This is a genomic window from Duganella sp. 1411, from assembly GCF_017833525.1.
GTDB lineage: Bacteria > Pseudomonadota > Gammaproteobacteria > Burkholderiales > Burkholderiaceae_D > Rugamonas.
The window spans coordinates 483,147-503,443 of sequence record NZ_JAFICD010000002.1 but is presented as its reverse complement, the minus strand read 5'-3'; the positions used below and the strand labels follow the sequence as shown (position 1 = coordinate 503,443).

Here is a 20,297-nt window from a genome sequence, read left to right as displayed (position 1 = left end):
TTCAGGCGGCCTTGAATTCGGCAGCCAGAAAATCGATGAACGCCCGCACCTTGGCGGGCAAATGCCGCCGGCTGAGGTAATAGACATACAGGTCGGCGGGCGGCAGCGTGTAGCCCGGCATGATCTCCTTCAGGCGTCCGCTGGCCAGATATTTGGCCGCGTCCCATTCCGACCGCTGCACGATGCCGTGGCCTTCCAGCGCCCAGTTCAACACGACGTCGCCGTCGTTGCTCGACACGGCGCCCCTGACCTTGACCAGTTCCTCCGTCTGTCCCTTCAGCAGTCGCCACGTCCCGTAGGCGTCGTCGTTCTGCCGATGCAGGATACAGCGGTGCAGGTGCAGCTCGCGCGGCGTGCGCGGCTCGCCGGCGGCGCTCAGGTAGGCCGGCGAAGCGCACAGGAAGCGTTTGTTCGACATCAGCTTGCGCGCGCTCAGGCGGCTGTCCGGCAGTTCGCCGAAACGGATCGCCAGGTCGTAGGCTTCCTCGACCAGGCCGATCGGCCGGTCGGTCAACTGCAGCTGCACCTCCACCTGCGGATGGTCGTGCGCGAAACGCGATACCAGCGGCGCGATCGTGGTGCGGCCGAATCCCGGCGTGGCGTTCACCCGCAGCAGGCCTTTGGGCTCGGCGCGGGCGCTCGACACCGACTCCTCCATCTCGCGGATGCTGTCGAGGATCTGGCTGGCCTGGGCCAGGTAGCTCTCGCCCTCGCCGGTGAGGCTGAGCCGGCGCGTGGTGCGGTTGATCAGCCGCACCCCCAGGCGCTGCTCGATCGTCATCAGGCGCTTGGTGACGGCCGGCGGCGTCACGCCCAGCTCGCGGGCGGTGGCCGACATGCTGCCGAGCTTGGCCAGCAGCACGAAGAACACCAGGTCGGGGGCGGTCTCAATTTTCACTTGAAGTTAATAGTGGTTTAAATTCGAGGTCATTATACCGCCGCATTCTAAGAGTAAGCTTGCTCCATACCTTTTCCATCCTGGAGACCTCCCATGAAAATCATCGACATCCGCGAAAAGACCGTCCCGATCAGTTCCCCGATCCGCAACGCCTACATCGATTTCAGCAAGATGACGTTGAGCCTGGTCGCGGTCGTGACCGACGTCGTGCGCGACGGCAAGCCGGTGATCGGCTACGGTTTCAATTCGAACGGCCGCTACGGCCAGGGCAAGCTGATGCGCGAGCGCTTCATCCCGCGCGTGCTGGAGGCCGATCCGGCCAGCCTGGTCGACGACAGCGGCGCCAATCTCGACCCGCACAAGATCTGGCAGTGCATGTTCACCAACGAGAAGCCGGGCGGGCACGGCGAGCGGTCGGTGGCGATCGGCACCATCGACATGGCGGTGTGGGACGCGGTGGCCAAGATCGAGGGCAAGCCGCTGTTCCAGCTGCTGGCCGACCGCTATGGCGACGGGACGCCGGACCGCGACATCTTCGTCTACGCCGCCGGCGGCTACTACTACCCGGGCCAGAGCCACGACAAGCTGAAGGACGAAATGCGCAGCTACATCGACCGCGGCTACACGGTGGTCAAGAAGAAGATCGGCGGCGCCTCGCTCGACGAGGACCTGCGCCGCATCGATTCGGTGCTCAGCGTGCTGCAGGACGGCCAGAAGCTGGCGGTCGACGCCAACGGCCGCTTCGACCTCGACACCGCCATCGCCTACGCCAAGGCGCTGTCGCAATACGACTTGTTCTGGTACGAGGAGCCGGGCGATCCGCTCGACTTCGAGCTGCAGGCGACGCTGCGCAACTACTATAAGAACCCGATGGCCACCGGCGAGGACCTGTTCTCGATGCAGGACGCGCGCAACCTGATCCGCTACGGCGGCATGCGCGCCGACCGCGACTGGCTACAATTCGATTGCGCGCTGAGCTACGGCCTGGTCGAGTACCTGCGCACGCTCGACATGCTGCGCGAGCACGGCTGGTCGCCGAAACGCTGCATCCCGCACGGCGGCCACCAGATGTCGCTCAACATCGCGGCCGGCCTGGGCCTGGGCGGCAACGAATCCTATCCCGACCTGTTCCAGCCCTACGGCGGCTTCCCGGACGGCGTCCAGGTCGAAAACGGCCACATCCTGCTGCCGGAGTTGCCGGGCATCGGTTTCGAAGGCAAGGCCGACCTGTATCGGGAGATGGTCAAGCTGGCCGAGTAGTGTTTACCGGCGCTAGTCCTCGATCGGGGCCAGGCCCTGGCGCATTTTTTCCCTGAGGCCGTCGAGCATTTGCTGCAGCACTTCCGGCGGATGCCCGGCCCAGTCCTCCACCTCGGCGACAATGCGGACCGGCTGGCGCGTGCGGTACGACCGGGTGGGATTGCCGGCGAAGCGCTTGTTGGTCAGGTTGGGGGCGTCCTCGAAGGGGCCGGTCGGCTCGACGATGTAGATGTGGCCGCGCTCCGCCACCCCGGCCAGCGCGGTGGCCAGCTCCGCGCCCCACACGGCCGGCTCCAGCAGGGCCGAGAAGTACACATTGTTCGAGATCCGCCCCGCCTCGAAGTTGGAGGCGTAGCCCGGCACCAGCAGCTCGCCCGGTTGCAGGCGGTATTTGGTGCCGTGGTAAAAAGGTCCTTGCACGTCGCCGCAGCTGTCGTGCGTGACCGGTTTCCAATCCGGATCGCTCATGCGCGCCCCTCCTGAAAGTGTGGTTTCGAGACTGTAACCCATCCGGCGGGGCCACGGCGCCGCACCTATACCCTCGTATGATGTCGCCATCGCCCGCGAGCCTGTATTGTTCCACCATGCGCAGGGCGGCCGCGAGGCGCCGTTCGAACATGGGAGCACCAGTGTCTGATCCGGAACCAAATTTTTGCAATATCGCCATCGTCGACGACGACGACGCGGTGCGCGTCGGCCTCAGCAGCCTGCTGCGCTCCTACGGCTACGCGGCGCAGGCCTACGACTCGGCCCAGGCGCTGCTGGGCGGCGCCGCGCTCGACCAGTGCCATTGCATCATCACCGACCTGCAGATGCCCGGCATGAGCGGCATCGAGCTGCTGGAACAGTTGCGCCGCCAAGGCAACGCGCTGCCGCTGATCTTGATGACGGCCTTTCCCGAGGAGGCGCTGCGCAAACGCGCGCTGCAGGGCGGCGCCTGCTGCTTCCTGAGCAAACCGTTCGACGCCAGCCAGCTGCTGGGCTGCCTCAGGAACGCCGCAGCTTCCGTGCCGCCGCCGGGTTGATGTTGTCGGCGCAGTCGCCGCAAAACCCGTACAGCGACAGCGAGTGCTCGTGCAGCACGAAATTGCGCTCCCTGGCCACCGCCTCCTGGCGCAGCTCGATTTCGGCGTCGAGGAATTCCTCCATCTTGCCGCAGTTGGTGCAGATCAGGTGGTCGTGGTGGCCGCCTTCATTCAGCTCGAACACCGAGGCCACCGATTCGAAGTGGCGGCGGATCAGGATGCCGGCGTCGGCGAACTGCATCAGCACCCGGTACACGGTGGCCAGCCCCATGTCGATGTTTTCGTCGTGCAGCAGGCGGTAGACGTCGTCCGCGTTCAGATGCTTGCTTTTCGATTCCTGGAACAATTGCAGGATGCGCAGACGGGGCAGGGTGGCCTTCAGGCCCAGCTTGCGCAATTCTTGAGGGATATCCATGCGCCTCTCTAATGATAATGATTCTTATTCGCACTATATCCGGATTTTATTTCTTTGGCAATGAAGTATTGACGTGCGCGCCGCCTTTTTATGTTCAGGACAAACTATAATTCCAGAACAACATTTATATTCCGGACATTGTGACTTATCCCTTTCTGCAAGGCGGCGGCCAGCTCGCGACCCTCATCGCTGCCCACGACTGGAGCGGGACCGCGCTCGGCGCGATCGACGCCTGGCCGCAGTCGCTGCGGACGACGGTGGCGCTGGTGCTGCGCTCGACCCTGCCGATCGTGCTGCTGATGCGCGAGGAGGGGGTGATGATCTACAACGACGGCTATGCGGTGTTCGCCGGCGGCCGCCATCCGATGTCGCTGGGCGCCAACGTGCGCGAGGCGTGGCCGGAGATCGCCGACTTCAACGACCATGTGATCAAGGTCGGCCTGGCCGGGCGCACGCTGGTCTACAAGGACCAGCAGCTGACCGTCAACCGCAACGGCGGGCCGGAACAGATCTGGATGAACCTGGACTACTCGCCGGTGCTCGACGAGGAGGGCACGCCGGTCGGCGTGATGGTGCTGGTGATCGAGACCACCGGCAAGGTCATGGCTGAGAACCTGCTGCGCGCCAGCGAGAACACCTTCCGCACCTTGTCGCAGACCATCCCGAGCCAGGTGTGGGCGGCCGACGCCGGCGGCGCGCTCGACTGGTTCAACGACCAGGTGTACCGCTATTCCGGCACCGAGCCGGGCCAGTTGAACGGCGAGCGCTGGGCCGACATCGTCCATCCGGACGACCTGCCGGCGGCCACCGGGGCCTGGGCCGGGTCGGTGGCGAGCGGGCGCACCTTCGAGACCGAATACCGGATCCGCCGCGCCGACGGCATCTACCGCTGGCACCTGGTGCGCGCCTTGCCGATCGTCGACGACCACGGCGTGGTGCAGCGCTGGGTCGGCACCAGCACCGACATCGAGGACCAGAAATCGACCGCCTACAAGCTGCAGCAGCAGGTGGCCGAGCGCACCGCCGAGCGCGACCGCATGTGGCGCTATTCGACCGACGTCATGCTGGTGGTCACCTTGGACGGCTGGGTGGCCGCCGTCAACCCGGCCTTCACCCGCCTGCTGGGATGGGAGGAGGCCGAGGTGGTCGGCACCTCGCTGTACAACCTGGTCCACCCCGACGACATGGCCGCCTCGCGCGCCGAGATGGCGGCGCTGGCCGAGGGCCGGCACACCTTCAAGTTCGAGAACCGCACGCTACGCAAGGGCGGCGGCCACGCCATCCTGTCGTGGACGGCGGTGCCCGACGAGCGCTTCGTGCACGCGGTGGGGCGCGACATGACGGCCGAGCGGGCGGCGGCCGACGAGATGCGGCGCACGGCGGCGGCGCTGCAGCAGTCGCAGAAGATGGAGGCGATCGGCAAGCTGACCGGCGGCGTGGCGCACGACTTCAACAATCTGCTGCAGGTCATCTCCGGCAACCTGCAGCTTCTCGGCGCCGACGTCAAGGGCAACGCGCGCGCCGAGAAGCGGCTCGACAACGCGCTGGCCGGCGTCACGCGCGGCGCCAAGCTGGCCAGCTACCTGCTGGCGTTCGGCCGGCGCCAGGCGCTCGATCCCCGGGTGGTCAAGATCGGCCGCTTCATCGCCGGCATGGAGGACATGCTGCGCCGCACCCTGGGCGAGGAGATCGAGGTCGAGACGGTGATCTCGGGCGGCCTGTGGAACACGCTGGTCGACACCGCGCAGGTGGAGAACGCGGTGCTCAACCTGTGCATCAACGCGCGCGACGCGATGGACGGCGTGGGCAAGCTGACCATCGAGGTGGGCAACGCCATGCTGGACGACCACTACGCGGCCGGCCATCCGGAGCTGGCCGCCGGCCAGTACGTGATGATCGCCATCAGCGACACCGGCAGCGGCATGAGCCCCGAGGTGCTGGCGCAGGCGTTCGACCCGTTCTTCTCGACCAAGCCGGAAGGCAAGGGCAGCGGCCTGGGATTGTCGATGGTGTACGGCTTCGCGCGCCAGTCGGGCGGCCACGTCAAGATCTACAGCGAGCCCGGTAGCGGCACCACGGTCAAGCTGTACCTGCCCCGTTCGACCGACGTCGAGGACGCGCCGGCGCCGCCGGAGATGCGCGCCGTGGTCGGCGGCCAGGAGACCATCCTGGTGGCCGAGGATGACGACGGCGTGCGCGCCACCGTGGTCGAGCTGCTCAGCGAGCTCGGTTACCGCGTGCTCAAGGCCAGCGACGCCGCCGCCGCGCTGAGCATCATCGACAGCGGCCTGCGCATCGACCTGCTGTTCACCGACGTGGTGATGCCGGGCGCGCTGCGCAGCCCCGAGCTGGCGCGCAAGGCGCGCGAGCGGCTGCCGGACATCGCCGTGCTGTTCACCTCCGGCTACACCGAAAACGCCATCGTGCACGGCGGCCGGCTCGACGCCGGCGTCGATTTGCTGGGCAAGCCGTACACCCGCGAGGCGCTGGCGCGCAAGGTGCGCCACGTGCTGGCCAACCGCCAGCACGCGGCGCGACTGGCGGCGCCGCCGGCGCCCGCCGAGGCGCAAGGGGCGCAAGGGGCCGCGCCGGCCGGCCTGCGCATCGTGCTGGTGGAGGACGAGCGCGAGCTGCGCGAGACCACCACCGAGCTGCTCGAACTGCTGGGACACGCGGTGTTGCCGGCGGCCGACGCCGGCGCCGCGCTGGCGCTGCTGCAGGGGGCGGCGGTGGACGTGATGATCACCGATATCTCGCTGCCGGATTTGTCCGGCGAGGTGCTGGCCGCGCGCGCCCGGGCGCTGCGCCCCGGCCTGCGCATCATCTTCGCCAGCGGCCAGCATCCGCGCTTCCCGCTCGAGGGCGCGCAGCTGTTGCTCAAGCCGTTCAGCGTCGACAAGCTGATGGCGATGCTGGCGGACGTGGTTTAACGGTCATTATTGATGTAATTTTATTAAAATTAAAGTGGTTTTCGGATAGATTTCTTGGTATATTGCTTTACTTCATCTAAAGTTGCCGTGTTGCAGTTTTCGTCGCGGGACACCCCGTGCGGCGATCGCGCCCCGGCCGCCTTCCCATTCTGAAGAACAGACGCCCGTCTGTGGTCGCCGGCGCCCCGCGCCCGCGTCCTGTGTACTGGCGATCGCGCCGCACAGGTAATACAGACAGGAATTACGCATGACCGATCGATTGTTGCCGTTGCCCGTGGGGCGATGCCTGACGGCGTCGCTGCTGATAGTGTGCGCGTGGCTGGCGGCGCCCGGCGCGGCCAGCGCCGACGATGGCGCGCGCGATCCGGTGATCGTGGTGTCGGCCAAAAATCCGCTGTCGTCGCTGCGCCACGAGCAGGTGGCGGCGATCTTCCTGGCGCAGACCGACCGCTTTCCCGACGGCGCCGAGGCGGTGCCGCTGGACCTGCCGCCGGCCAGCGCGCCGCGCGACGCCTTTTATCAGCGCGTCGCGGCCATGTCGCCGGCGCAGATGAAGGCCTACTGGACCAAGATGGTGTTCACCGGACGCGCGCAGCCGCCGCGCGAGCTGCGCACCAGTGCCGCCGTGCGGCGCATGGTGGCCGACAATCCGGCCATGATCGGCTACATCGAGCGCGCCGCGCTCGACGCCAGCGTCAAGGTGCTGGAGGTGGCGCCGTGACGGCGCCGGACGGCGACAGCCGGCGCGCGCGCTGGCTGCGGCGCGGGCTCGACACGCACATCTCGCTGCCGCTGTTCGCGTTGCTGCTGCTGGTGGCGATCTGGCTGCTGTCGCTGCACGAGATCGACGTCGGGCGCGCCCGCGCCCGCGAGGCGGCCGCCGACGCGCTGCGCGAGGCGCTGGGCACGTACGAGGCGCAGGTGGCGCGCGGCCTGGACGGCATCGACCAGACGCTGCGCGTGCTCAAGTACGCGGTCGAGCGGCGCGGGCCGCTGGGCGCGCTGCCCGAGCTGGGCCGCGAGGGCCTGCTGCCGTCGGGGATGGTGTTCTCGGTCGCCATCGTCGACCGCGACGGCATGACCGTCGCCAGCAGCCCGCAGGCGCTGGCCATTTCGGTCGCCGACCAGCGCTACTTCAAATTCCACCAGGAGCGTGACAGCGGCGCCACCTACGTCGGCGAGCCGACGCGCGACATCGCCAACACCGAGTGGCATCTGCACTTCACGCGCCGGCTCGAGGATGAAAAAGGCAACTTCGCCGGCGTCGTCATCGTCGAAACCGATCCGGCGTATTTCACCAGCGGCTACGAGCGTGGCCGGCTGGGCGAGCGCGGCATGCTGGGGCTGGTCGGCGCGGACGGCGTGGTGCGCGCGCTGCGCATCGGCGACAAGGTCACGTTCGGCCAGCGCCTGGAGGTGAAGGCGGCGCCGGCGCAGCCGCTGGCGCTGGCCCATCCGCTCGACGGCGTGCGCCGCTTCAGCGCCGCCAGCGAGCTGCACGGCGTGCCGCTGAAGGTGGTGGCCGGGCTCGACGAGCAGGAACAGATGGCCGGCTTCGAGCGCGAGCGCCGCGAGACCCTGTGGCAGGCCGGCGCGGCCAGCGTGGCGCTGGCGCTGGCCACCGGCTTGCTGTGGCTGTGGTCGTGGCAGGGCGCGCGCCACCGCGCCGGGGTGCGGCGCGCGCAGGAAACCTACGCGGCGGCGTCGGCGGCCAGCCTGGACGCCTTCTTCGTCATGCGCGAGGTGCGCGACGGCACGGGCGAGATCGTCGACTTCCGCATCATCGACGCCAACTGCCGCGCCGAACAGATGACCGGCGTGAGCCGCGAGCGGCTGTGCCGCACCACCTTGCTGCGCCTGGTGCCGCTGGCGCGCGGGAACGGCATGTTCGCCCACCTGGTGCACGTGACGCGGGTCGGCGGCGTGCACGAGCAGGAGTGGGAGAACAACATCCCCGAACTGAGCGCGCACTGGCTGCACCAGCAGGTGGTGCCGGTCGAGGGCGGCATCGTGGCGATCGTGCGCGACATCACCGAGCGCAAGCTGGCCGAGGAGCGCATGCAGCACCTGGCCCACCACGACACCCTGACCGGGCTGCCGAACCGCATCCGCATCACCGAGCGGCTCGAGGCGATGGTGGCCGGCGCGCGCGAACCTTCCCCCGCCGTGCTGGTGGCCTTCCTCGACCTCGACGGGTTTAAACTGGTCAACGACGGCCTGGGCCACAACGCCGGCGACGCCCTGCTCAAGGTGGTGGCCGGGCGCATGGCGGCCTGCCTGCGTCCGGGCGACACCGTGGGCCGCTTCGGCGGCGACGAGTTCGTGCTGATGCTGGGCGCGGCCGACGGCGGCGCGGCGGCGCTGCTGGAGCGGGTGCGCGAGGCGGTGCTGCAGCCGGTCAGCGTGGCCGGCCAGCAGGTGCAGGTCAGCTGCAGCATCGGCGTGGCGGTCTATCCGGACGACGGCGCCGACGCCGAGACCTTGCTGATGCACGCCGACGCGGCGATGTACCGCGCCAAGGACCTGGGCAAGAACAACTGCCAGTTTTACGCGCGCGGGATGAACGTGGCGATCGAACAGAAGCTGGTGCTGCTCGAGGGCATGCGCCAGGCGCTCGAGCTGCGCCAGTTCCGGCTGGTCTACCAGCCCAAGGTGGATTTGCGCACGGGGCGCATCTTCGGCGCCGAGGCGCTGGTGCGCTGGGAGCATCCGGAACACGGGGTGATCGGGCCGGACCGCTTCATCCCGCTGGCCGAGGAAAGCGGCATGATCGTCGCGCTGGGCGAGTGGGTGCTGCGCACGGCGTGCATGCAAAACCGCGCCTGGCAGGACGCCGGCCTGGCGCCGCTGCGTATCTCGGTCAACGTCTCGCCGCGCCAGTTCGAGGAGCGCGGCCTGGTCGAACGCGTGGCGCTGGCGCTGGCCGACAGCGACATGGCGCCGCGCTGGCTGGAGCTGGAGGTGACCGAGGGCGTGATCATGCGCGACCTGACGCAGGCGATCGAGAAGATGGGGCAGTTGCGGGCGATGGGCGTGTCGCTGTCGATCGACGATTTCGGCACCGGCTATTCGAGCCTGTCGGCGCTCAAGTCGTTTCCGATCAGCACGCTCAAGATCGACAAGTCGTTCGTGCGCGACCTGGCCCACAGCGCCGGCGACCAGGCCATCGCCAGTTCCATCATCGAGCTGGCGCACCGCCTCAAACTGCGGGTGATCGCCGAGGGCGTGGAAACCGAGCAGCAGCGCGGCTTCCTGCGCGACAACGGCTGCGACGAGATGCAGGGCTATCTGTTCAGCAAGCCGCTGCCGCCGGAGGCGCTGGCGGCGCTGCTGGCGCGCCCGGCCGGCGAGGCGCGGGCGGCGGCGCGGCGCGGCGACCAGGCGGCGCTGGCGGGCGCGCCTTCATAACAGCCAATTTATCGCGGTCAATTTATAGCGGTTGCCCCGCGCTTGCTCGGCGGCACGCACGCGCCGTCCGGGCGCGCGTTTGATGTGAAACAAGGCCGTCCGGCGGCGCGCGATCTACTCTGGTCGAGTTTCCGGAGGCCGTCATGCACACCGTCATCCTATCCGCCGTGGCGTGGTTCGCCGCGCTGTTTATCGCCACCGTCCGCCCGGTCGGGTCCGTGCGCCGCCGCGCGCGCGGCTTGCTGGCGCCGGCGCTGGCGGCGCTGGCGCTGGCCGGCTGCGCCACCTCTCCCATGCACGGGGCGCCGGCGCCGGACGACGCCGAGGTCATCCCCATCACCGACCAATTGATCGACGCCGAGCGCGGCGACGGCGCGCCCGCCGCCGCCCAGGAGTCCGACGCGCTGGCGGCGGCAGCGCCGCAGTCAACCACTTATATGCTGGGCGCCGGCGACGTGCTGTCGATCACGCTGTGGGACCATCCGGAGCTGACCGGCGCGGTCGCGCGCGACAGCGGCGTCGACGGCGTGGTGCAGGCGCCGTCGGCGGCCAGCTTCGTCATCGACCAGCAGGGCCGGCTGCGTTTTCCGTTCGCCGGCACGATGGACGTCGCCGGCCTGACGCGCGAGCAGGCCGTGGCGCTGCTGACCACGCGGCTGGCGCGCTACTTCCGCGAGCCGCGCGTCACGCTCAGCGTGCAGGCCTACCGCAGCCAGCGCGTCTACATCGACGGCGAGGTGCGCACGCCCGGCCTGCAAACCATCAACGACATCCCGATGACCTTGCTCGAGGCGCTCAACCGCGCCGGCGGCCTGCTGCCCAGCGCCGACCAGAGCCGCATCACTGTCGAACGCGCGGGGCGGCGCCACCCGGTCGACCTGATCGGCGCGCTGCGCGCCGGCCGCCACGCCGCCGCCGTGATGCTGGCCGACGGCGACGTCGTGCGGGTGCCGCCGCGCGACGAGAGCAAGGTGTTCGTCGCCGGCGAGGTGTTGCAGCCGCGCGCGCTGACCATGCACGACGGGCGCCTGAGCCTGAACGAGGCGCTCGGCGAGGTCGGCGGCATCAATCCGCAAAGCGGCGACGCCGGCCAGGTGTACGTGGTGCGGCGCACCGAGCGCGGGCCGCGCGTGTACCGGCTCGACGCCCGGCCGGCGCAGGCGCTGGCGCTGGCCGAACGCTTCGCGCTGCGCCCCAAGGACGTGGTGTACGTGGCCGCCTCGCCGCTGGCCAACTGGCACCGCGCGATCAGCCAGTTGTTCCCGGGCGAGCTGTCGTCCGCGGTCGGCGCCACCGTCAGACCATAGGCCCGCCATGCAAGACATGCCCGATCCCCATCCGACCCACGACCATCCGCCGCGGCTGCGCTCGCTGCGCGGCATCGCCGCGCCGACCCAGCTGATCGAGCGGGTCGAGCCGCCGCCGGCGTCGGACCCGGGCGCGCTGCCGTGGCGCGCGTATTTCCAGACCCTGGTGAGCCGGCGCTGGCTGATCGCCGCCGTCACCGCGCTGTGCACGCTGACGGCGCTGGCGTACGCGCTGGCCGCGCGCCCGGTCTACGAGGCCGACATGCTGCTGCATGTGGAGGAGGAAAACCCGAACGCGTCGAAGAACATCCTCAACGACGTGTCGTCGCTGTTCGAGACCAAGAAGGCGGCGATCGCCGAGATGGAGCTGCTGCGCTCGCGCCTGGTGGTGGCGCGCGCGGTCGACGCGCTGCGCCTGTACATCGACGCCCGGCCGCGCTACTTTCCGCTGGGCGGCGAGTGGATCGCGGCGCGCCGCGGCAGCCAGCTGTCCGAGCCGGGGCTGTTCGGCCGCGGCGGCTACGTGTGGGGCGGCGAAAAGATCGAGGTGGCCAGCTTCGAGGTGCCCGACGCGATGTACAACCAGGAGTTCGCCGTCACCGCGCTCGGCGCCGAGCGCTACCGGCTCAGCGACGCCAAGGGGCACCCGGTGCTCGAGGGCGTGACCGGGCAGCCGGCGCACGCGGCCGGCCCGGCCGGTCCGATCGATTTGCTGGTGGCGCGGCTGCGCGGCGCGGCCGGCGCGCGCTTCCTGCTGCGGCGCACCACCCGGCTGGCCGCGATCGAGCAGGTGCAGGCGGCGCTGGTGATCACCGAACAGGGCAAGCAGTCGGGCGTCATCGAGGTCAAGCTGCAGGGGCCCGAGCCGCACAAGGTGTACGCCACCCTGACCGAGATCGGCGGCGAATACATGCGGCAAAACCTGGCGCGCCGCACCGAGGAGGCGCAAAAGACGCTGGCCTTCCTCGACCGCCAGTTGCCGGTGCTGCGCCACCAGCTCGAAAGCGCCGAGGCCAGCTACAACGGCTACCGCAGCAGCCACGCCACCGTCAACCTCGAGCAGGAGGTGCGCATCGCGCTCGACACGCTGGCGGCCACGCGCACGCGGCGCGACACGCTGGCGCAAAAGCGCGCCGAGCTGCTGGGACGCTACACCGACGAGCATCCGCTGCTGCTGGCGCTGAACCAGCAGGCGCGCGAGACGGCCCGCGAGATCGACGAGCTCGAGGCGCGCATCAAGCAGTTGCCGCTGCTCGAGCAGGAGCAGGCGCGGCTGGCGCGCGACGTCAAGGTCGGCACCGACCTGTACACCGAGCTGCTGAACACTGCGCAGCAGTTGCGCCTGGTGGCGGTGGGGCGGATCGGCAACGTGCGCATGGTCGACATGCCGGTGGCGCCGGAGCGCGCGCTCAAGCCGAACCGGCCGCTGATCGTGGCGCTGGGCATGGTCACCGGTGTGTTCCTGGCCTCGCTGCTGGCGTTCGCCAGCAAGGCCGTGCGCGGCGGCATCGACGACCCCGAGCGCATCGAGGCGCTGCTGGGCGCGCGCACGGTGCACGCGATCATTCCCCACAGCCGCAGCCAGGACCGGTTGCGGCGCCAGGCGCGCAAGCGGGCGCCGCTGCTGCTGGCGCAGGCGGCGCCGGACGACGCCGCCGCCGAGAGCTTGCGCGCGTTCCGCGCGGCGCTGCAGTTCGTGTTGCCGCACAGCCGCAACAGCGTGGTCAGCTGCCTGGGGCCGACGCGGCGGGTGGGGGCGTCGTTCGTGTCGGTCAACCTGGCGCTGCTGATGGCGTCCGGCGGCAAGCGCACCTTGCTGATCGACGCCGACCTGCGCGGCGGCCGCCTGCACGAGTATTTCGGCATCGAACGCTCGGGCGGGCTGGCCGAGTGCCTGGCCGGCGCGCTGCAGCCGCACCAGGCGGTGCGGCACGGGGTTGCCGACCGTCTCGACTTCATTCCCTGCGGTAGCGTGCTGCCGCAGCAGACCGAGCTGCTGCAGCACCGCCACCTGGCCGGCCTGCTCGAGGCGCTGGGCGCGCGCTACGACGTGCTGCTGCTGACGGCGCCGCCGGTGCTCGAGGCGGCCGACGCGCTGGTTGTCGGCGCGCACGCGGGCGCGGTGTTCCTCGTCACGCGCGCCGGCGTGACCACCGAGGCCGAGCTCAACGCGGCCGTCAAACGGCTCAACCAGGCCGGCATCGCGCCGCACGGCGTGGTGTTCAACGACGCTTGACAGCGCGCGGCGCGGCGTGCTTTTTTTGTTGTAATAAAGTCTTGCCAGAATTTTTTTCTGAAAGCATTGAACTATAGAATTTGATTCAGATCAAACCTTCCTCATTCACTTCATGAACGAGGAACGACTGATGAAAAATTCTGTCAACTACCTGTCCCACGGGGGCAAGACCGCTGGTCTGGGCGCATGCGCTGTTCTGCTCGCCGCGTGCGGCGGCGGCAGCGGCGACCAGGCCAAGCCGGTCGCCACGGCGTCGGCGCCGGTGCTGGCGGCCAGCGTCACGTACAACGGCGCGGCCGCAAGCGCCGAGCTGTACGTGTCGACCACCGGATCGGACAGCAACGCCGGCACCCAGGCGGCGCCGTTTTTGACGATACGCAGGGCCTCGCAGGTGGCCACGCCCGGCACCATCATCCACGTCGCGCCGGGCGTCTACGGCGGCGGCTTCATCACCGCCGCCAGCGGCACGGCGGCGGCGCGCATTCAGTATGTGTCGGATAGAAAATGGGGGGCGAAAATCGTGCCGCCGTCCACATCGACGTCGGCGATCGCGTGGGACAACCGCGGCAGCTATGTCGACATCTCCGGCTTCGACGTCGACGGCAGCACGCCGCGCGGCGGCACGCTGTGGACCACCGGCATTTATACCGGCGGTTCTTTCGGTGGCGTGCGCGGCAACAATGTGCACCACATCGGACGCACCGCGTGCGCCTCGGGCGGTGGCATCGGCGCCGACAGTTATTTCAAGGGCAGCGCGCATGACGTGAGCGGCAACATGGTGCACGACATTGGCGCCAGCGGGTGCAAGAGCATGTACGGAGTCTATGTCAACAGCGTGGGCACCAACGTCAAGAACAACCTGATCTACGGCATCTCGAACGCCGGCGTGCGCCTGTGGCACGACGCCTCCGGTGTGGACGTGTCCAACAACACCATCTTCGCCTCCGACACCGGCGTGGTGGTCGGCAGCGGCGATTATTATTTCGCCACGGGGGCGGGCGACAACTCGCGCGTGACCAACAACATCGTCTACGACACCGCCTATGGCGTGGTCGAACAGGGTAACTTGGGGTCGCACAACGTATATTCAAACAACCTGATGTTCCAGCAAACGTCCAGCGCCTACCTGCTCCTCAAGGGCGTCGCGGCCGCCACCATCGCGGCCGCGCCGCAGTTCGTCAATTACGTGCGCACCGGCGGCGGCGACTACCACCTGCGCGCGACCTCGCCGGCGATCGACAAGGCGCTGGCCGCCGACGCGCCGCCGGCCGACTTCGACGGCGTCGCGCGCCCGGTCGGCGCCGGCCCCGATGTCGGCGCGTTCGAGTACACCGGAACCACCCCGACCCCGACCCCGACGCCGACACCGACCCCGACCCCGACGCCAACGCCGACCCCGACCCCGACACCGACGCCAACCACGGCCAACCACCTGTACGTGTCGACCAGCGGCTCGGACAGCAATTCCGGCGCCCAGGGTTCGCCGCTGAAAACGATCGCGCGCGCCGCCGCGCTGGCCGCGCCGGACACCACCGTGCACGTCGCGCCGGGCAACTACCCGGGCGGCTTCCTGACCAACGCCAGCGGCAACGCCAACGGCCGCATCTACTACGTGTCGACCACCAAGTGGGGCGCCAGGATCGTGCCGGCTTCCAACTCGAGCAGCAGCGTGGCCTGGGACAACCGCGGCAACTATGTCGAGATCAACGGCTTCGAGATCGACGGCAGCGCCTACCAGAGCGGCACCAAGTGGCGCAACGGCTTCTACAACGGCGGCTCCTACGATGTCATCCGCAACAACCGGGTGCACCACATCGCCCAGAACATCGCGTGCGACAGCACCGGCGGCGCGGCCATCGGCGTCGATTCGTACTACAACGGCGTCAAGGGCGACGTGGTGAACAACTTCGTCTACGACATCGGCCCGGCCGGCTGCTCGCATGTGCACGGCATCTACGTCAGCACCTCCGGCAGCGTGGTGGGCAACGTCGTCTACCGCGTCGCCCAGGGCGCGATCCACTTGTGGCACGACGCGACCAGCGTCGTCATCGCCAACAACACCGTGACCAACTCGGGCATGGGCATCATCGTCGGCGGCGGCGACTTCTACCACAGCAGCGCCGGGGCCGACAACATCCGCGTGGTCAACAACATCGTCTACGACAACCAGTACGGGATCTCCGAGCAGGGCGTGACCGGCACCCACAACAGCTACCTCAACAACCTGGTGTACCAGAACACCAACTACAACATCAGCTTGCGCAACGGCCTGGTCGCCAGCGGCACGGTGTCGGCCGATCCGCAGTTCGTCTCGTACACCCGCACGGGCACGCCGGACTTCCACCTGCGCAGCACCTCGCCCGCCAAGGGAACCGGCACCACCAGCAACGCGCCGGCCTACGACATCGAGGGCACGCCGATGCAGCCGGTCAGCATCGGCGCGTACAAGTAAGCGCCAGCCGCGTCGGCGGCAGCGGGGCCGGCCACCAGCCGGCCCCGCCCACGGCCGGTTACTAGCCGGCTTCGCCCGCCGCCGGCGCGACCAACTTGCCGCCCGTCCGTCCGCGCTTGATCAAGCGCCGCAGCCTGGCCGTTTGCGCCTCGAACGGCAGATGGAACAGGTAGGCGAGCGAGACGACGATGGCCAGCATGGCGGCGTACACCGCCATGCTGGCCGGGTCGTTGGGCGACAGCGGCGCGCCGCCGCGGTAGGCCCACAACGCCCGCAGCAGCGGCACGTGCACCACATACAAGGTGAACGAAAAACCCGCCAGAAAGGTGCCCAGCGCCACCAGCGGGCGCATCGCCGCCGGGTCGCGGCGTCCCGCGCCGCACAGGCACAACAGGAACAGGGCGCTGTACAGCACGTCGCCCGGCAAGGTGCGCGCGTCGATGTCGCCGTCCTGCCCCTTGAGCCGCATCGCCACCGCCACCGCGCCGAACACCAGCCAGCCGGCGTAGCGCTGCACGCGGCCCAGATCGAAGCGCAGCCGCGATCCGGCCGCGCCCATCAACCACACCACGAAATACAGCGTGATGGCCGGACTGAGGCAGGACGCCAGCGCCACCGCCGCCAGCGCCGCCGCCAGCCGCCGGCGCGCGCCGCCGGGGCGCAGGGCCAGCACCAGCAGCGGGAACAGCGCGTAATACCAGGTCTCGTAGGCCAGGCTCCACAAGGGGAAGTTGCCGCCGAAGACGGGCACGGCCATCGTTTGCAGGCCGGCCAGGTTGCCCAGCAGCGTGGCCAGCGACCACGGGCTGGCGTCGGCCAGCCGCGGCCGGGCGGCGTCGAGCTCGCCGGTGCCCAGGCCCAGCGCCAGCATCAGCAAGAAGGCCGGCAGCAGCACGATCCACAGCCGCGTGGCGCGGTCGATCGCGTAATCGCGCAGCGCGCGCGGCTGGCCGGCGCGATCGAGCAGGCTGCCGCCGACCAGCCAGCCGCTGAGCACGAAGAACACGATCACCGCCTGGTGCGCGAAGCCGGTGCCGAACGACAGTCCCAGATACCACAACGACGGATGCTCGAGCGTGCTCAGGCCGGGGAACACGTGCGCGCGCAGGTGGGCGGCGGCCACCTGCAGCGCCGCCAGGCCGCGCAGCAGCGAGATCAGCGGCGACTGCCAGTCGTGCGCCCCCAGCCGGCTCTCGCTCAGCAGCCGCGCGCGCGGCCAACGGCGCGGCCGCGTGGCGCCGTCCGCGCCGCCGTGGCTGATACCGCCGGGCGCCAGCAGCGCCCACACGGTGGCGGCCAGGATGCGCAGGTCGGTCAGCAGGCTGCGCTCGAGCACGTAGCGCACGTAATAGTCCAGCTTGACGGGCAGCACCTGCTGCAGGTAGGCCTGTTCCGGGTCGGGCGCGCGCCGCAGGATCTCGCCCTCGTCGCGGAAGTGGATCGCGGCCCGGTCGGTGATGCCGGGCGCGACCGACAGCACCAGCTCGCGCACGGCCGGCGGGTAGTGCGCGACGTAGCGCGGCACCTCGGGGCGCGGTCCCACCAGGCTCATCTCGCCGCGCAGCACGTTGAGCAACTGCGGCAGCTCGTCGAGCTTGTGGCGCCGCAGCACGCGCCCGGCGCGGGTGGCGCGCGGGTCGTCGGCCAGCGACAGCAGGCCGGCGTCCTCGGCCGACACGCCCATCGTGCGGAACTTGTAGATGCGGAACGGCACGCCGTGGCGGCCGACGCGCAACTGGCGGTACAGCACCGGGCCGGGCGAGCCGGCCTTGATCCACGCCGCCAGCACCAGCAGCAGCGGCGCCAGCAGCACCAAGCCGGCCAGCGCGGCGACGATGTCGAACGCGCGCTTGCTCATATCGCTTAACATAGCAGCTCCCTCAGGGTGGCGATCACGCGCGCCTGGTCGGCGTCGCGCATGCGGGTGTACAGGGGCAGGGTCAGCAGCGACCGGTAGGCCGCCTCCGCCCTGGGGAAAGACTCGGCGCGCAGGTCGTAGCGCTCGCGCCAGTACGGCTGGCGGTGCAGCGGGATGTAATGCACGCTGGTGCCGACCCCGCGCTCGGCCAGCAGCTCGATCAGGCGGTCGCGCTCGAGCGGCGCGGCGGCCGTCAGCCGCACCGGATACAGGTGCCAGGCGTGCTGGCCGCCGGCACCGGCGTCCGGCGGCAGGCGCAGCGGCAAGCCGGCCAGGCCCTCGGCGTAGCGCGCCGCCAGCAGCTGGCGGCGCGCCAGGAAGGCGCCGATCTTGCGCAGCTGCTGGCAGCCGATCGCGGCCGCGATGTCGGTCAGGTTGTATTTGTAGCCGGGCGCGACGACCTGGTAGAACCACGCCGGCCGGCGCGAGGTGTAGCGGTCGAAGGCGTCCTCGCTGATGCCGTGCAGGCGCATGACGCGCACGCGCCGCAGCAGTTCCGGGTCGCGGCACACCACCATGCCGCCCTCGCCGGTGGTGATGGTCTTGTTGGCGTAAAAGCTGAACACGGTGGCGTCGCTGTCGAGGGTGCCGACCGCGCGGCCCCGGTACAAGGTGGGGAAGGCGTGCGCGGCATCCTCGACCACGCGCAGGCCGTGGCGCCGCGCCAGCGCCAGGATGGCGTTCATGTCGCACGCCAGGCCGGCGTAGTGGACCGGCACGATGGCGCGCGTGCGCGGCGTGATGGCGGCGGCGATCGCCTCCGCGTCGATGCACAAGGTGGCGTCGTCGACGTCGACCAGCACCGGGTCGGCGCCCAGGTAGCGCACCACCTCGGCGGTGGCGGTGAAGGTCATGGTCGGCACGATCACCTCGTCGCCGGGGCCGATGCCCAGCGCCTCGAGCGCCAGGTGCAGGCCGGCGGTGGCCGAGTTGACCGCCACGGCGGTGACGCCGCCGCCGAGGAAGTCGGCGAACTCCTGCTCGAAGCGGCGGCTGACGGCGCCGGTGGTGATCCAGCCCGAGCGCAGGCACTCGAGCACGGCGGCGGCCTCCTCCTCGCCCAGGTCGGGCAGGGCGAACGGCAGGAATTCGGACGCGGCGCTGTCGGCGGGCGCCGGGTGGGCTTGCGGGCGTGATGGGGACATGGTCTCTCCTTGGTGGGGCACGGTCAGTGCGGCGCGGCGCAGGCGGCCAGGAAGCGGTCGGCCAGCAGCGCGTAGTCGAGGTGGGCGCGGGCGTAGGCGGCGCCGCGCCGGCCCAGTTCGTCGCGGCGCGCGGCCGGCAGGGCCGCCAGGCGCGCGATGGCGGCCGCCAGCGCGGCCGGGGCGGCGGGCGCGACGCTGACGCCGCAGCCGGCTTCGGCCACCGGATCGTTGGCCGCTTCGACCGCGTGGACGATGGGGCGCGCGGCCATCATGTAGTCGCCCAGCTTGTTGGGCGAGATGCCGAAGCGGTACAGCGGCTGGCGCCGCCAACCGAGGTAGGCCAGGTCGAAGCGGCGCAGCAGCGCCGGCATGTGGCGCTTGGCCAGCGGTTCGAGGAAGTGCACGTGGCGCAGCCCGGCGGCGGCGGCCTTGCGCTGCAGCGCCTGCTTGTCGGGGCCGGCCCCGGCCAGCACGAACGCCAGCGGCCGCCCGCGCAGCAGCGCGGCGGCGTCGAGCAGCGTGTCGAGCGCGTTGGCCAGGCCGTGGCTGCCCGCGTAGCCGACCACGGTGCGGCCGTCGTCGCGCAGCGCGTCGAGCAGCGCCGCGGCCGGCGCCGGCAGCGGCGCCGGCGCCCGGTCCCACTCGTCGGGGTCGACGCCGTTGGGCACCACGTGCAGCTTGTGCGGCGCCATGCCGCGCGCGGCCATGTGGTCGCCGGCGTGCGGCAGGATCGAGATGACGGTGTCGGCGTGGCGGTAGGCGTAGTCCTCGGCCGCCTGCATCAGCGCGATGAACGGGTGCCAGGCCGGCATGCCGCCCAGCTCCATCGGCGACAGCGGCCACAGGTCGTGCACCTCGAACGCCAGGCGCGCGCCGGCCAGCGCGGCGATGCGGCGCGCCGGCCAGATGTCGGCCGGGTAGGTGCTCGAGGCGATCACCAGGTCGGGCTGGAAGTTGCGCGCCAGCGCCGCCGCGCCGCGGTACAGCGCGGCGACGAAGGCGGCCATGTTGGCGGCCCGGCCCAGGCCGTTGCCGCGGTAGGCCGGCGCCGCGTGCCAGCGGTACTCGATGCCGTCGATGATCTCGTCGACCAGGCGGCGCCCGTCCATCGCCGGCGCCGTCGCGCGCAGGTGCGAGCTCGACGCGGCGGCGATGCGCACCCGGTGGCCGGCGCGCACCCAGGCGCGCGCCAGGTAGTAGGGCCGGTATTCCATGCCGTGGCGCACCGAGCCGGCGTAGTGGTTGATCAGCAGGATGTTCATCGGCGTGGCCTTCAGTGGTGGAGGGGGGCGGTGGCGTGGCG

The 20,297-nt window shown here is 70.0% G+C and carries 14 protein-coding genes; 8 read left to right on the top strand and 6 right to left on the bottom strand.

Annotated features, from left to right (window positions below; all coding sequences use genetic code 11):
* Position 1: 1 nt before the first annotated feature.
* Entirely contained in the window at positions 2-898 is an 897-nt protein-coding gene (locus JOD97_RS13875; RefSeq protein WP_209718535.1) for a LysR family transcriptional regulator, read from the bottom strand.
* A gap of 93 nt (positions 899-991) precedes the next feature.
* On the opposite strand from JOD97_RS13875, the gene JOD97_RS13870 reads away from it, so the two are divergent.
* Positions 992-2,158: a mandelate racemase/muconate lactonizing enzyme family protein gene (locus JOD97_RS13870; protein WP_209718532.1), complete on the top strand. Its 1,167-nt coding sequence runs from the start codon at positions 992-994 to the stop codon at positions 2,156-2,158.
* A 12-nt stretch (positions 2,159-2,170) separates the two neighbouring features.
* Here the strand turns inward: JOD97_RS13870 and arr are convergent, their stop codons facing one another.
* A complete protein-coding gene (gene arr, locus JOD97_RS13865; RefSeq protein ID WP_209718529.1) occupies positions 2,171-2,626 on the bottom strand; it encodes an NAD(+)--rifampin ADP-ribosyltransferase in 456 nt (151 codons plus the stop codon).
* Positions 2,627-2,787: 161 nt separating this feature from the next.
* Between arr and JOD97_RS13860 the strand changes: the two genes are divergently transcribed.
* Positions 2,788-3,183, top strand: coding sequence for a response regulator (locus tag JOD97_RS13860; RefSeq protein ID WP_209718526.1), 396 nt, complete (start codon positions 2,788-2,790; stop codon positions 3,181-3,183).
* Here JOD97_RS13860 and fur read toward each other — a convergent pair.
* Positions 3,146-3,598 (bottom strand): ferric iron uptake transcriptional regulator, encoded by a 453-nt coding sequence (gene fur / locus JOD97_RS13855; RefSeq protein ID WP_209718523.1) that lies wholly within the window; start codon positions 3,596-3,598, stop codon positions 3,146-3,148. The two genes, JOD97_RS13860 and fur, sit on opposite strands and share 38 nt — an antisense overlap.
* Positions 3,599-3,738: 140 nt before the next feature.
* Here fur and JOD97_RS13850 point away from each other — a divergent pair, with 140 nt between their 5' ends.
* From JOD97_RS13850 to JOD97_RS13825, 6 genes are all read left to right on the top strand, one after another.
* The gene (locus JOD97_RS13850; RefSeq protein WP_209718520.1) at positions 3,739-6,528 is read left to right on the top strand and encodes a PAS domain-containing protein; all 2,790 of its coding nucleotides are present in this window, start codon (positions 3,739-3,741) and stop codon (positions 6,526-6,528) included.
* 247 nt (positions 6,529-6,775) lie between these two features.
* Complete coding sequence (locus tag JOD97_RS13845; RefSeq protein ID WP_229264441.1) at positions 6,776-7,249, top strand: phosphate ABC transporter substrate-binding protein; 474 nt, start codon at positions 6,776-6,778, stop codon at positions 7,247-7,249.
* Positions 7,246-9,936 (top strand): EAL domain-containing protein, encoded by a 2,691-nt coding sequence (locus JOD97_RS13840; RefSeq protein WP_209718518.1) that lies wholly within the window; start codon positions 7,246-7,248, stop codon positions 9,934-9,936. The genes JOD97_RS13845 and JOD97_RS13840 overlap by 4 nt, the downstream gene beginning before the upstream one ends.
* Before the next feature lie 143 nt (positions 9,937-10,079).
* Complete coding sequence (locus tag JOD97_RS13835) at positions 10,080-11,243, top strand: polysaccharide biosynthesis/export family protein (RefSeq protein ID WP_229264440.1); 1,164 nt, start codon at positions 10,080-10,082, stop codon at positions 11,241-11,243.
* Between the two features lie 7 nt (positions 11,244-11,250).
* Complete coding sequence (locus JOD97_RS13830; RefSeq protein WP_229264439.1) at positions 11,251-13,479, top strand: GNVR domain-containing protein; 2,229 nt, start codon at positions 11,251-11,253, stop codon at positions 13,477-13,479.
* A 130-nt stretch (positions 13,480-13,609) separates the two neighbouring features.
* The gene (locus JOD97_RS13825) at positions 13,610-15,931 is read left to right on the top strand and encodes a DUF1565 domain-containing protein (RefSeq protein WP_209718516.1); all 2,322 of its coding nucleotides are present in this window, start codon (positions 13,610-13,612) and stop codon (positions 15,929-15,931) included.
* A 61-nt stretch (positions 15,932-15,992) separates the two neighbouring features.
* Here JOD97_RS13825 and JOD97_RS33170 read toward each other — a convergent pair whose 3' ends face one another.
* Genes JOD97_RS33170 through JOD97_RS13810 form a run of 3 tightly spaced genes read right to left on the bottom strand, consistent with a single transcriptional unit; the run spans position 15,993 to position 20,256 of the window.
* Positions 15,993-17,801 carry a sugar transferase gene (locus JOD97_RS33170; RefSeq protein WP_209718514.1) on the bottom strand — a complete coding sequence of 603 codons (1,809 nt, stop codon included), beginning with the start codon at positions 17,799-17,801 and terminating at the stop codon, positions 15,993-15,995.
* Entirely contained in the window at positions 17,795-18,994 is a 1,200-nt protein-coding gene (locus tag JOD97_RS13815; protein ID WP_209718512.1) for a DegT/DnrJ/EryC1/StrS aminotransferase family protein, read from the bottom strand. The genes JOD97_RS33170 and JOD97_RS13815 overlap by 7 nt, the downstream gene beginning before the upstream one ends.
* 23 nt (positions 18,995-19,017) lie before the next feature.
* Positions 19,018-20,256: a glycosyltransferase family 4 protein gene (locus JOD97_RS13810; protein ID WP_209718510.1), complete on the bottom strand. Its 1,239-nt coding sequence runs from the start codon at positions 20,254-20,256 to the stop codon at positions 19,018-19,020.
* Between the last annotated feature and the right edge of the window lie 41 nt (positions 20,257-20,297).

Bases quoted from the DNA above. Each gene is read 5' to 3' on its own strand.
- fur (WP_209718523.1), bottom strand. From the start codon at position 3,598: ATGGATATCCCTCAAGAATTGCGCAAGCTGGGCCTGAAGGCCACCCTG.
- JOD97_RS13815 (WP_209718512.1), bottom strand. From the start codon at position 18,994: ATGTCCCCATCACGCCCGCAAGCCCACCCGGCGCCCGCCGACAGCGCC.
- JOD97_RS13830 (WP_229264439.1), top strand. From the start codon at position 11,251: ATGCAAGACATGCCCGATCCCCATCCGACCCACGACCATCCGCCGCGG.
- JOD97_RS13835 (WP_229264440.1), top strand. From the start codon at position 10,080: ATGCACACCGTCATCCTATCCGCCGTGGCGTGGTTCGCCGCGCTGTTT.
- JOD97_RS13845 (WP_229264441.1), top strand. From the start codon at position 6,776: ATGACCGATCGATTGTTGCCGTTGCCCGTGGGGCGATGCCTGACGGCG.
- JOD97_RS13825 (WP_209718516.1), top strand. From the start codon at position 13,610: ATGAAAAATTCTGTCAACTACCTGTCCCACGGGGGCAAGACCGCTGGT.
- JOD97_RS33170 (WP_209718514.1), bottom strand. From the start codon at position 17,801: ATGTTAAGCGATATGAGCAAGCGCGCGTTCGACATCGTCGCCGCGCTG.
- arr (WP_209718529.1), bottom strand. From the start codon at position 2,626: ATGAGCGATCCGGATTGGAAACCGGTCACGCACGACAGCTGCGGCGAC.
- JOD97_RS13870 (WP_209718532.1), top strand. From the start codon at position 992: ATGAAAATCATCGACATCCGCGAAAAGACCGTCCCGATCAGTTCCCCG.
- JOD97_RS13810 (WP_209718510.1), bottom strand. From the start codon at position 20,256: ATGAACATCCTGCTGATCAACCACTACGCCGGCTCGGTGCGCCACGGC.